This is a genomic window from Paenarthrobacter sp. (assembly GCF_031180005.1).
Classification (GTDB): domain Bacteria; phylum Actinomycetota; class Actinomycetes; order Actinomycetales; family Micrococcaceae; genus Arthrobacter.
This window is the reverse complement of sequence record NZ_JAPSHI010000026.1, coordinates 1-12,862: the sequence shown is the minus strand read 5'-3', so window position 1 is coordinate 12,862 and position 12,862 is coordinate 1. Positions and strand designations below refer to the sequence as shown.

Here is a 12,862-nt window from a genome sequence, read left to right as displayed (position 1 = left end):
TGATTCACCCGCTCATGGCAACCTCCCGGACAGCCTTTCGTGGGTTGGTCAGGCGTTCCCTTCCGGCATAGACATTGAGGCTGTGTCCCCGGCTGAAGCCAACAAGGGTCACCCCGGTCTCGGCGGCAAGATCGACGGCGAGGCTGGAGGGCGCGCTGACGGCCGCTAGAACCGGGATGCCGGCCAAAGCTGCTTTCTGGACGAGTTCGAACGATGCCCTGCCCGAGACCTGCAGAACCAGGCCGGTCAAGGGCAGCAGGTCCTGCCTGAGAGCCCAGCCAACCACTTTGTCTACTGCATTGTGGCGGCCGACGTCTTCCCGCAGACACAGCAGCTCGGGGCTGGGGCCGTCCACCTTAAAGAGCCCTGCCGCATGGACGCCTCCGGTTCGGTCGAAGACCGCCTGCGCTTCGCGGAGGCGGTCCGGGAGCTCGGCGAGGACGTCCACTGGAACTTGTAGGCGGTCCAGGGATGGATCGAAGTGGATGGTCTTGCGTACGGCTTCGATGGAGTCCGTGCCGCAGATGCCACAAGAGCTCGACGTATATACGTGGCGCATGGTGTCCGGCAACGCAACGTCCGGCCGTAGCTGGGCTTCCACCACATTGAAGGTCTGCACCCCCTCCTTCTCGCCCGCACAGAAGCGAAGGGAGACCAGCTCCGAAGGGCTGCGGATGATGCCCTCGGACACCAGGAATCCAGCCACCAGGTCAAAGTCGTCGCCCGGTGTCCTCATGGTCACGGCAAAGGATTTGCCTCCAATCCTGATTTCCAAGGGTTCTTCGGCGGCCAGAACATCCTCCTTGAACCGCACGGAATGTTCGGTGTCTGTTGCATCCAAGCGGAAACGATGGATTTTCCTGCGCTGGGTCATGCGTGCCATGCGGCATACCCTCCTGATTGGTTCGGAGAATTGATGGGTGCTGTCCACGGCAGCGGCAGGACGGGTACGGGCGCGCCGGCTGAGACGCCTTCAGGGGGAACAGCCATGTATCCGTCTGCCCAAGCAAGCCCGCGCATCATCCCCGGACCCGTGCGGGAGGCGGGGAACGCGAGATCGTGGCTGAGGGTGCAGGGCATGAGGCGTGTCCGCCTTGGGTCCGGATCTATGTCGGCCCCGGACGTCATCAACACGGCTCCCCGGAGGGGCCTGCTTCCCATGGCGGCCAGCAACGGTTCCCCCAGGGTCATCAGCGCCATCATCGCGGCCAGCGGATTTCCCGGGAGCCCGATCACGAAACGCCCGTCAGGAAGTTCCGCCAGCACGGCCGGATGTCCCGGCCGCATGGCGATTTCGTCCAGGAGGAGCCGACCGCCGAGTGCCACAATGGCGTCGCGGAAGTGGTCGGTTCCGGATTTTCCCGTCCCACCGGTGGTGATCGTCACATCGGGCGGTAAGCGATCAGGAACGCCGCCCAGCGCCGCCATCCACTCTTGGTACGAGTCGCCTATCCTGAGCTGACCGTTTGGCTCCCCGCCCAACTGCGAGATCACGGCGTCCAGCTGCGGGCCGAACGCGTCGCGGACCTGTCCTGGTGCCGGCTCACCTGAGGTGACCACTTCCGAACCGGTGAGTACGACGGCGACCCTCGGCTTGCGCTGCACGTGAAGGTGATCGTGGCCTGCCACAGAGGCCAGGGCGATGTGAGCCGGATTGAGGAGCGTGCCGGCGGGTATGAGGACATCTCCGGCGGCGGCTTCTTCTCCGGCTGGACGAATATGCCGGCCTGGGAGTGTCTCACCCGGCTTGGCGTCTTGCCTGAGCGAGAGGAGCCCGTCCCTGGATACCTGGCCGCTTTCCTTGCGCAGGATTGCCGTGGCACTGGCTGGAACGAGGCCGCCGGTGGCGATGACGCTGGCTTCGCCCGGCGACAGCGGCAGCCCCGCCGTCGTTAGTATCCAAGGACCGCTGCCGTTGATGGCCCAGCCGTCCATGGCGGATGACGCGTAATGGGGCATGTTCCGTTGAGCGGTGACAGGGCTAGTCAGGGTGTGCCCAATCGCATCGCCGAGGGTGACTTTCGACGACGGGAGGGGGCCGGCGCACTGGTAGGCCAGTTCACGTGCTTCGGCCCACGAGGGTGCATGCCGCGGCTCGCCGCTCACCATGAACCCTGCGTGAGTGTCGGTGAAGGTTGCTTGTGCAAGCATGGTGCCCGCTTCCTGAGGTGGTGCTTCCGGTGAAACGCAGATACCGGGGACTGCCCGGCCTTCCCATAATTTTGCCGCGCAGTCCCCGGTATCCGTGTGGTGCGTACTGAGACGGATACGTGTATTAGGCCTTCACGTATCCGTTGGGGTTCAGCACGAACTTCGTTGCCGCTCCGGCGTCGAATTCGGCGTAGCCGCGCGGAGCGTCCTCGAGCGGGATGGCTTGGGCGTTGACTGCCTTGGCGATCTGGACCTTGTCATGGAGGATGGCCATCATCAGCTGCCGGTTGTATTTCATGACCGGGCATTGGCCGGTGGTGAAGGACAGGGATTTGGCCCAGCCGGTACCAAGGGACAGCGAGAGTGAGCCGTGCTTGGCTGCATCGTCGATTCCACCCGGATCGCCCGTGACGTAGAGCCCTGGGATGCCCAGGGATCCACCGGCGGCAGTGATGTCCATGAGGGAGTTCAACACTGTGGCAGGAGCCTCGTGCGAGGCGTCCTTACCGTGGCCGCGGGCTTCGAAGCCCACCGCGTCGACGCCGCAATCCACTTCCGGAACACCAAGGATCTGTGCGATCTGCTCCTTCGGATCGCCGTTGGACACGTTGACTGTTTCGCAGCCGAAGGAACGCGCCTGCGCCAGGCGGTCCTCGTTCATGTCGCCCACGATCACGACGGCGGCGCCAAGCAGCTGTGCGCCCACGGCAGCAGCAAGGCCCACGGGCCCGGCACCTGCAACGTAAACTGTGGACCCCACGCCCACGCCGGCGGTGACGGCGCCATGGAAGCCGGTGGGGAAGATGTCCGAGAGCATGGTCAAGTCCATGATCTTTTCCAAGGCCTGATCGCGGTCCGGGAAACGCAGCAGGTTCCAGTCGGCGTAGGGGACCAGCACGAACTCTGCTTGTCCGCCCACCCAGCCTCCCATGTCCACGTAGCCGTAGGCGCTGCCGGGGCGGTCGGGGTTGACGTTGAGGCAGATGCCGGTCTTTTGCTCCTTGCAGTTGCGGCAACGGCCACAGGAAATGTTGAACGGCACCGAGACGATGTCGCCTACCTTGATGAACTCGACGTCGGGTCCCACCTCCACCACTTCGCCTGTGATTTCGTGGCCGAGGACCAGGTCCTGCGGAGCTGTGGTGCGTCCCCGGACCATGTGCTGGTCCGAACCGCAAATGTTGGTGGTTACTGTGCGGAGGATCGCGCCATGAGGCACCTTCCGGCCGACGTTGGCCGGGTTGACGCCCGGTCCGTCCTTAAGCTCAAACGTTGGGTAGTCGGTGTCGATGATCTCGACGACACCAGGTTCCTTGTAGGCGACTGCTCTGTTTCCTGACATGGTCACTCCCTCTTCTTTGGCTATTGCTGAACTGCTGCCCAATGGTCCGAAAGTGGTGCTTCGATGAGGAAATACCTCCCCAGGTTTCAGGCCATCGAAGCACCATTCACGGACAACCGGACAGCTGATATTTCCATCAGTATCAGATAGATATATCAGTCATACTATGTGACGCAGCTCATGGTGTACAGCGGGTCCTACGCCCTCTCCAACCGGATGATCACGGACTTGGACGTGGGCGTTCCGCTGGTGTCCGCCACGGAGTCCAAGGGGACCAGGACATTGGTCTCCGGGTAGTACGCGGCGGCACAGCCTTTCGGCGTTGAGTAAGACACGATGCGGAAGTTCTCGGCCCGCCGGTCTGTTCCTTGGAATTCCGAGATCAGGTGGACCATGTCGCCGTCGGCAAAACCCAGCTCGGTAATGTCCTCGGCGCTGATGAGCACCACGCGACGGCCACCATGGATGCCACGGTAGCGGTCGTCCTTGCCGTAGATGGTGGTGTTGTACTGGTCGTGTGAACGCAGAGTTTGCAGGACCAACCGGCCTGGCGGGATCTTGATGAACTCCAGCTCATTGCCGGTGAAATGTGCTTTTCCTGATGCGGTGTCGAACTTCCTGGCATCCCGCGGGGGATGTGGCAGGACAAAGCCTCCCGGATGCTGGATCCGCGCTTCGAAGTCTTCAAAGCCGTCAAACACCGCTTCAATGTGTTTGCGGATCAGCGAGTAGTCGTCCCTCATGGCCAGCCAGGAAGCCTGCGGGGTGTTGGGCAGGCGTTGGTTGCCGTCTTTGAACAGCCTGTCTGCAAGGTTGCAGACGATCGCTACTTCGGAGTGGAGGTGTTCACTTGCAGGCTTGAGGCGTCCCCGTGATGCGTGGACGGCGCTCATGGAGTCTTCCACGGTGACCCGCTGGTCGCCGGTCCGTTGAGTGTCCTTCTCGGTGCGTCCGAGGGTGGGCAGGATCAGAGCCCGGCGACCAGTGGACAGGTGCGAGTGGTTCAGCTTGGTGGAGATCTGAACGGTCAGCCGGGTGTTGGCCAACGCTTGCTCGGTGACGTCTGAATCCGGGGCAGCCCGGACGAAGTTGCCGCCCATGCCCATAAAGAAACGGACTTTGCCGTCCCGCATGGCGCGGATGGCTGCCACGGTGTCAAAGCCGTGCTCGCGCGGAGACCGGAACTCGAATTCCTGGTCCAGCCGGTCGTGGAACGTCTCCGGCATTTTCTCGAAGATGCCCATGGTGCGGTCACCCTGGACGTTCGAGTGGCCGCGTACAGGACAAACGCCGGCGCCCGGTTTGCCAATGTTGCCTTGAAGCAGCAGGACGTTGACTACGTCCCGGAGCGTGGGTACTGAATGTTTGTGTTGGGTCAGGCCCATGGCCCAGCACACGATGGTGGCACTGGAGGCGAGCATCCGCTCGCCTGTCGAATGGATCTGCTCAAGGGTGAGGCCAGTTGCCTCCACAATGTCTTCCCACTCCACCTTTTCCAGGTAACGCAGGTAGTCGTCGATGCCCACGGTGTGGTTGTTGATGAAGTCATGGTCCAGGACCGTTTGCAGGCCCGGGGTGTTCCGTCCGGCAGCTTCGGCTTCAAGCAGGTATTTGCCCAAGCCCTGGAAGAGGGCTTGGTCGCCGCCGGCACGGATCTGCAGGAAGTCGTCCGTCAGTTGTGTCCCTTGAATCATGCCGGCCACATGCTGGGGGTTCTCAAAGTGCAGGAGCCCGGCTTCGGGAAGGGGATTGACGGAAACGATGACCGCGCCGTTTTTCTTGGCCTTTTCCAGCGCGCTGAGCATGCGCGGGTGGTTGGTACCGGGATTCTGCCCGGCCACGAAGATCAGCGACGCCGTCTCAAGGTCCGTCAGGCTGACGGAACCTTTGCCGATGCCGATGGTTTCCACCAGCGCGGAGCCCGAGGATTCGTGGCACATGTTGGAGCAGTCCGGGAGGTTGTTGGTGCCCAGGCCGCGAACCAGGAGCTGGTAAACGAACGCTGCCTCGTTGGAGGTCCGGCCGGAGGTATAGAAGACGGCTTCATCGGGGTGTTCCAGGCTCCGCAGTTCCTCGGCCATGAGGTCATAGGCTTCCTCCCAATCAATGGCCCTGTAATGGGTATCGCCTTCATCCAGGAACATCGGGTGGGTGAGCCGGCCTTGCTGGCCTAGCCAGAAGTCATCGCGGGTCTTGAGCTCGGCAATGGAGTGCTGGGCAAAAAATTCCGGCGTGACACGACGCCGGGTGGCTTCCTCGGCCACTGCTTTGGCGCCGTTCTCGCAGAACTCTGCCGCGTTGCGCTTTTCGTGCTCGGGCCAGGCGCACCCCATACAGTCGAAGCCGTCCAGCTGGTTCACTGCCAGCAGGGTTTGAACGCTGCGCAGTGGTCCCATCTGTTCCAGCGAAATCTTCAAGGCGTTGGCAACAGCGGGGATGCCCACGGCCTTGGTCTTGGGTTTGGTGACGGTCAGCTTTGACTCGTCGATGTTCTCGCGGGGGGCTTTGGAATGCATGGGGAACCCTTCAGATCCGGGAAGTGGAAGCAGTGAGCAGCGCGGTGCGGGACTGTTGCCGGGCGGCTTCCACAGTGTGCAGCAGCAAGAGCGCGGTGGTCACTGACCCGACGCCGCCCGGAACCGGGCTTAGGCCGGACGCTACGCCGGTGACGCTGGCTTCGTCAACATCTCCCACAAGGGAACCGTCGGGCAGGACGTTCGTGCCGACGTCGATCACTACCGTGTCCGGAGAGAGGTGGCTGCCCTTCAGCAGTCCGGTCCGCCCGGCGGCAACAACCACGACGTCGGCCAGCTGGGTGTAGCGTTGCAGCGGTCCTGATTTGGAATGGCAGACGGTGACGGTGGCGTCCCTTTCAATCAGGAGCAGGGACAGTGGCTTGCCCACCACGGCGGAACGCCCGACGACGGCCACGTTGCGTCCCGCGACCGGGACCTGGAAGTGGTCCAGCAACTCCACCACGGCCTGGGCAGTAGCGGGGGCGAATGCGGGCTGCCCCACGGCCAAGCGGCCGAGGCTGAGGGGATTGGCGCCGTCGATGTCTTTTTCCGGAACGATGAGACCCACGAGGCGGTCAGCGCGGACGGCCGCCGGCAGGGGAGTCTGGAGGATGATGCCGTGGACGGATGGCTCGGCGCTGAGGTCGGCCAGGACGCTGGCCAGCACTTGTTCGGTGGCATCGTGACCAAGATCGACGATCCTGCAACCAATACCGGCACGTCCGGCTGCACGCTCGATGGACCGCACGTACCAGTGCGTCGATTCGTCGTCCGTTGCAACAACAACAGCCAGGACCGGGCGAATGCCCTCGTCATCCAGGAGGGCAGTCTCCTCATGGGCGCGCTGCTGGATAAGGGCAGCGAGTGGCTTGCCGGAAAGCACTCTGGTGTTCCCGTGCACTTCGGTGGTCATGAGAGGATCCTTTCGCGGACGCGCTGCACCAGGGCATCGGCTGCGAGAACCACTTTGTCCTCAATCCCGTTCGTCTGTTCCGCCAGGCGGGAACGGGCTTCGCCGTGCTTGATGGCGACTACATTGATGTCGATGTTGACCCGGGCCGTGGTGGCAGCTGCGCGGGCTGCATCGGCAGCAGCGGCGACGTCGCTGATGACGTTGGGATTGGCTACGTCAAAGAGTTCGGTGGCAAGATCCACCACTTCGCCGGCAACCTTGATGAGCTGCGCGGGAGTATGGGCAGCCTGAACCAGGGCGTCCTGGATGGCTGCGGTCTTTATTGCCTTGAGTTCGTCGGATTCCGAGGGGAGCTTGTAGGAGTCGATGACTGACTGGAAGGCGTGCTCGTCGGCGTCAGCGAGACGCAGGGCCTCGACGATCAGGTGGTCGGCAGCACTGGTGATCCGGGTTACCAGTGCGGAGTGCTCTTCATATTTGGCGCCGGTGGTGTATCTGGCCACCATGGCTACCAAGGCAGCACCTTGGGCGGCATGCAAGGCAGCGGCTGCGCCTCCGCCGGGAGTGGGCTGACGTGAAGCGAGCCTGGAGAGGTAGTCATGGATGGTTTCTGAACTGATCATGTGTCTTCCTGGCTGACTGAAGAAGAAGGGTGACTAAGGAAGCTGTCTTAAGAAGGGGTAAGGCAGCGGCCCGGACCCGGTCGGTGCGAGGGGAAGGGTCCGGGCCGCATGCCCTTGGTGGCTGCGTGGGCTGTTAGCCCCGGAGCCGGCTCATGGTGGGGTCGTACAGCGGGTCTTCGGTAACGGTGGCTTGGATGCGGCGTCCGAAGTACTCGATTTCCACGGAGTCTCCGAGGGACACTGCAGAGGGCAAGTAGGCGTAGGCGATCGGCTTGCGGACCGAGTAACCGTAGGCCGCGCTGGTGACGTAACCTACCGCCTGGTCCTTGTAGAACACCGGTTCCTTGCCCAGCACCAGGCTCCTGCCGTCGTCGACGGTCAAGCAGCGCAGGCGGCGTGCCGAGCTTTCCTCACTGCGCCCTTCCAAGGCGGCTTTGCCGACGAAGTTCTCCTTGGTCATCTTCACGGCGAAGCCAAGGCCGGCCTCATAGGGATCGTGCTCAGTGGTCATGTCCGAGCCCCAGGAACGGTAGCCCTTTTCGAGTCGCAGCGAGCTGAAGGCGGCACGGCCCGCGGCGATGACGCCGAACGGCTGGCCGGCCTTCCACAAGGCGTCCCAGAGGCGCTGCCCGTTATCGGCGCTGGTGTACAGCTCCCAGCCCAGTTCGCCCACGTAGGAGAGCCGCATCGCGGTGACAGTGACTCCTCCGATGGTGACTTTCTTGGCACGGAAGTACTTCAGGCCGTCGTTTGAGAAGTCGTCGCTGCTCACCGTGCTGATGAGGTCACGGGCGAGGGGACCCCACAAACCGATGCAGCAGGTGCCACCCGTGGTGTCGCGGACCTGGACCCAGTCTCCGGCGCCTCCGTTTTCGGTCTGGTGCCGGGCTGCGCGCTCGAAGTAGGCGGTGTCCATGTTGCCGTTGGCGCCAAGCTGGAAGGTGTCTTCGCTCAGGCGGGCCACTGTGATGTCGCTTCGTACGCCACCGGCCTCATCCAGAAGCAGGGTGTAGGTCACGGCGCCGGGCTTCTTGGCAAGGTCGCCGGTGGTGAGCTCCTGCAGCAGCTTCAAGGCTCCAGGGCCGGAAACTTCGAGGCGCTTCAGCGGCGTCATGTCGTACATCGCCACTGCTGTGCGGGTCTTCCAAGCTTCAGCCGCGGCGATGGGGGAGCTGAACATGCCGGACCAGGCGTCGCGGGCCGGCGGCTGCCAGTCGTCCGGCATTTCCTTGAGGAGCTCGGCGTTGGCTTCGAACCAGTAGGGGCGCTCCCATCCGGCACCTTCCAGGAAGTAGCCGCCCAACTGCTTGTGGCGAGCGTGGAAGGGGCTGACGCGGAGGTTGCGGGGAGAAAGCTTGGGCTGGAGCGGGTGCATCACATCGTAGATCTCCACGAAGTTCTGCTGGGAGGTTTCGCTGACGTATTCGGGGGTCAGCTGGACCTCTTCGAAGCGGTGGATGTCGCAGTCACCGAGGTCAATCTGCGACTTTCCTTCGATCAGGAGCTCGGCCACGGCACGTGCGATGCCGGCGGAGTGAGTGACCCACACGGCCTCGGCAACGAAGAAGCCGTCAACTTCCTTGGACTCGCCCACCAGGGAGCCACCATCCGGTGTGAAGGAGAAGATGCCGTTGAAGCCATCCTCGATTTCGCTTTCCCGCAGTGCCGGCAGGATCTGCTTGGTGGCTTCCCATGCGGGCAGGAAGTCTTCCAGCGTGAAGTCCAGGCGCGAGGGCATGTTGTGTTCGGTGATGCTGCTCGGCTCGTAGCTTCCCAGTTCATCGAGGTCCACAGGCATGGGGCGGTGGGCGTAGGAGCCGATGCCGTAGCGCTCGCCGTGCTCGCGGTAGTAGAGGTCCTGGTCCTGGTGGCGCAGGATCGGCAGCTGGGCGCCGTTGGGAAGTTCGTTCTTGCCCTTCTGGGCGGGAACCGGCGTCGTTTTTACGTACTGGTGGGCCAGCGGGAGGAGCGGAACGGACATCCCGATCAACTCGCCCACCTTGGCGCCCCAGAAGCCGGCGCAGGAAACCACGATGTCCGCGGGGATCACGCCGTCGGGAGTCTCGACGCCGGTCACGCGGTGGTTGGACTGTTCGATTCCGGTCACCTCGGTGTTGCCGATGTACTTCACGCCGGCGGCTTCAGTTCGCTTGATGAGCAACTGCACGGCGCGGGCTGCAAGAGCCAGGCCATCGGTGGGGACGTGGAGGCCGCCCAGGATGTCTTCCTCATTGATCAGGGGGTAGAGCTCCTTGCATTCCTCGCGGGAGAGGATCTTGCCGTCGATGCCCCAAGACTGTGCGTAGCCGAGCTTGCGCTTCAGGTCAGCCAGGCGGGTTTCGGTAGTAGCAACTTCAAGGCCGCCCACCTGGTTGAAGCAGCTTTGGCCGTCTTCCGTGAGGGACAGCAGCTTCTCCACTGTGTACTTGGCGAAGAGTGCCATGGACTTTGAGGGGTTGGTCTGGAAAACCAGGCCCGGTGCGTGGGACGTTGAGCCACCGGGCATGTTCAGGGGTCCTTGGTCCAGGACGGTGATGTTGTTCCAACCGCGGGTGACCAGTTCGTCGGCGAGGTTGGTGCCAACAATCCCAGCTCCGATGATGACAATGCGAGGCGTGGATGCCATGGGGGTTCTCCTGCTGAAGTTAATGGGGGTGAGTCTGCTGGTGTTCTGGTGCTTGGTTTAGCGGAAAACCACGGTGCTGGTCTGGTCCAGCAGCACGCGGTGTTCGCAGTGCCACCTGACAGCGCGGGACAATGCCAAGGCTTCGGCGTCCTGGCCCACGGTTGAGAGTGTTGTGGGACCGTAGCTGTGATCGACGCGGATGACTTCCTGCTCGATGATCGGTCCCTCGTCCAAGTCAGCGGTGACGTAGTGGGCCGTGGCACCCACCAGCTTCACGCCGCGGTCATAGGCCTGGTGGTAGGGGCGGGCCCCCTTGAATCCCGGCAGGAAGGAGTGGTGGATGTTGATGGCGCGTCCTTCGAGGGCACGGCACAAGTCGTCCGAAAGTACCTGCATGTACCGCGCCAGCACTACGAGGTCCACGTTGTACTCTTCCACCAGGTCCAGGAGCCGCTGCTCAGCGTCTGCCTTGGTATCCGGGGTGACGGGAATGTAGACAAAGGGCAGGCCGGCGGCTTCAGCCATGGCCCGGTGGGTCTCATGGTTGGAGGCAACCACTACGAGGTCACCGCCGAGGCTGCCGCCCCGCCAGCGGAAGATGAGGTCGTTGAGGCAGTGTCCGAACTTGGACACCATAACCAGGACCCGCTTCTTGGTTTGGTCATGGAAGCTGAACTTCATCTCGAAGCGGTCAGCAATTGCACTGAATTCCTCTTCAAGCCGCTCCGGGGAGTAGGACAGCGGGCCGGAGAAAGCAGTCCGCAGGTGCAGTGTCTGGCGGAGTCCGTCGTCGAACTGCTGGTGCTCTTCGATGTTGAAACCACGCTCGAAAAGGAAGGTTGTGACTGCCTGAACAATCCCGGCGCGTTCGACGCACGACAATGTGAGTACGAACTTCTGTGCCTGCTCTTCTTTGAGCATTTCGGGCTTCGGTAGGGTGCTTACCGGTGAGTCTGTTGCCACGAGGGTCATCTCTCCTCCTTAAGATATATTCCTGGGTCCTGTACTGATATATTAGGATTGGATTCAGCGTATACTGGTGTTCAGGGCAGGTCAATAGATTTTTTGGTTGTGAAGAAAGGGATGGCGCTGTGGCTTTTGGAACCCTGGCAGTCGGCGAGGCCACCAAGAAATCCTTGGCTGACGTCGCGTACGAACGCCTCCGGGATCGCTTGTTGATGTTGGACATCAAACCCGGCGACCTCCTCAATGATGACCAACTCGCCAGGGACCTGGAGATTGGCCGCACGCCGGTGCGTGAAGCATTGAAGCGCCTGGAGTTGGATCGGCTTGTCATCACTTATCCGAGGCGGGGGACGTTTGCCACCCGAGTGGAAGTAACGGACTTGGCCTTTATATCGGAGATCCGGGCGCAGTTGGAACCCCTGGCAGCCGCGAGGGCTGCACGGGTCGCTTCGGCCGCCACCAAAGAACACCTCCGCGATGTAATGCGCGCGGTGGAGGATTTTGACGTCAGTGCGGCGTCGGTGGTTGAAACCCTGCGGCTTGACGCCAGCGTTCACCAGGGCATCTACGCGGCGGCCGCGAACCCGCACCTCGAGGACATCCTGATTCGCTACGACAATCTGGCTACCCGAATCTGGTGCATGGTCCTGGATCGGTTGCCTGATCTTGAGCACCACGTGCGCGAGCACCTCGACCTGCTGCGAGCTGTCATCGATGGTGACGAGGATAAAGCTGCCGAGTTGGCCCGCGTCCATGTCAGCGGCTTCGAGCACGCTGTGCGTCAGGCGCTTTTCGCAGCCTGACTTAGCGCCGATCTGACTGTTGACTCCGCGCTTCGGTGCTTGCATACTGAAGACTCCAACTAATATATCACCCGGATATCACGCGTTCTCTTCCTCTCCGCTGAATCCGGGCGCTGGTGATGCAATCACAGCCTTCAGCCTTTGGAGTATCACGTGACGACAAGACCCCACCTTTTTGACCACATCCCATTGATTGGCGGCAGTCGCGTCAAACGGGGCATGGCGGAGATGCTCAAGGGCGGCGTCATCATGGACGTCGTTAACGTCGAGCAGGCCCGCATCGCCGAGGATGCCGGTGCCGTCGCTGTCATGGCGCTCGAGCGCGTCCCGGCTGACATCCGCGCCCAAGGCGGCGTGTCCCGCATGTCGGATCCGGACATGATCGATGCGATCATCGCCGCGGTTTCCATCCCGGTCATGGCCAAAGCCCGCATCGGCCACTTCGTCGAAGCCCAGGTCCTGCAGTCCCTCGGTGTTGACTACATCGACGAGTCCGAGGTCCTGACCCCGGCCGACTACATCAACCACATCGACAAGTGGAACTTCACTGTTCCCTTTGTTTGTGGTGCCACCAACCTTGGTGAGGCACTGCGCCGCATCAACGAGGGCGCGGCGATGATCCGTTCCAAGGGCGAGGCCGGCACCGGCGATGTTTCCAACGCCACCGGGCACATGCGCAAGATCCGTTCCGAGATCGCTAAGCTCGCCGCCCTGCCCGAGGATGAGCTGTACGTTGCGGCCAAGGAACTGCAGGCCCCGTACGAACTGGTCAAGGAAATTGCCGCCACCGGCAATCTCCCCGTGGTCCTGTTCACCGCCGGTGGCATCGCCACCCCGGCTGACGCTGCGATGATGATGCAGCTCGGCGCAGACGGCGTGTTCGTCGGTTCCGGGATCTTCAAGTCCGGCAACCCGGCCGAGC

The 12,862-nt window shown here is 62.5% G+C and carries 10 protein-coding genes; 2 read left to right on the top strand and 8 right to left on the bottom strand.

The annotated features are described in order from the left end of the window. Positions 1 to 4: 4 nt before the first annotated feature. The 8 genes from fdhD to purU form a co-directional block, all read right to left on the bottom strand. On the bottom strand, positions 5 to 883 hold the full coding sequence (fdhD, locus tag RIF72_RS16310; protein WP_309075885.1) for a formate dehydrogenase accessory sulfurtransferase FdhD: 879 nt from the start codon (positions 881 to 883) through the stop codon (positions 5 to 7). Then, positions 871 to 2,151, bottom strand: a complete 1,281-nt coding sequence (locus tag RIF72_RS16305; protein ID WP_309075884.1) for a molybdopterin molybdotransferase MoeA — start codon at positions 2,149 to 2,151, stop codon at positions 871 to 873. The genes fdhD and RIF72_RS16305 overlap by 13 nt, the downstream gene beginning before the upstream one ends. Positions 2,152 to 2,275: 124 nt before the next feature. After that, entirely contained in the window at positions 2,276 to 3,493 is a 1,218-nt protein-coding gene (gene fdhA, locus RIF72_RS16300; protein WP_026005570.1) for a formaldehyde dehydrogenase, glutathione-independent, read from the bottom strand. Positions 3,494 to 3,690: 197 nt separating this feature from the next. Then, positions 3,691 to 6,009, bottom strand: coding sequence for an FdhF/YdeP family oxidoreductase (locus RIF72_RS16295; protein ID WP_309075883.1), 2,319 nt, complete (start codon positions 6,007 to 6,009; stop codon positions 3,691 to 3,693). Between the two features lie 10 nt (positions 6,010 to 6,019). Then, positions 6,020 to 6,922, bottom strand: a complete 903-nt coding sequence (locus tag RIF72_RS16290) for a bifunctional 5,10-methylenetetrahydrofolate dehydrogenase/5,10-methenyltetrahydrofolate cyclohydrolase (protein ID WP_309075882.1) — start codon at positions 6,920 to 6,922, stop codon at positions 6,020 to 6,022. Continuing rightward, entirely contained in the window at positions 6,919 to 7,545 is a 627-nt protein-coding gene (locus RIF72_RS16285; RefSeq protein ID WP_309075881.1) for a cyclodeaminase/cyclohydrolase family protein, read from the bottom strand. Before RIF72_RS16285 ends, RIF72_RS16290 begins: the two co-directional genes overlap by 4 nt. 133 nt (positions 7,546 to 7,678) lie before the next feature. Next, the gene (locus tag RIF72_RS16280) at positions 7,679 to 10,171 is read right to left on the bottom strand and encodes an FAD-dependent oxidoreductase (protein ID WP_309075880.1); all 2,493 of its coding nucleotides are present in this window, start codon (positions 10,169 to 10,171) and stop codon (positions 7,679 to 7,681) included. 57 nt (positions 10,172 to 10,228) lie between these two features. After that, entirely contained in the window at positions 10,229 to 11,143 is a 915-nt protein-coding gene (gene purU, locus RIF72_RS16275) for a formyltetrahydrofolate deformylase (protein ID WP_309075879.1), read from the bottom strand. A 119-nt stretch (positions 11,144 to 11,262) separates the two neighbouring features. On the opposite strand from purU, the gene RIF72_RS16270 reads away from it, so the two are divergent. Next, complete coding sequence (locus tag RIF72_RS16270) at positions 11,263 to 11,940, top strand: GntR family transcriptional regulator (protein WP_309075878.1); 678 nt, start codon at positions 11,263 to 11,265, stop codon at positions 11,938 to 11,940. A gap of 219 nt (positions 11,941 to 12,159) precedes the next feature. Beyond that, on the top strand, positions 12,160 to 12,862 hold a 703-nt coding region (gene pdxS / locus RIF72_RS16265), incomplete at its 3' end, for a pyridoxal 5'-phosphate synthase lyase subunit PdxS (RefSeq protein ID WP_309075925.1).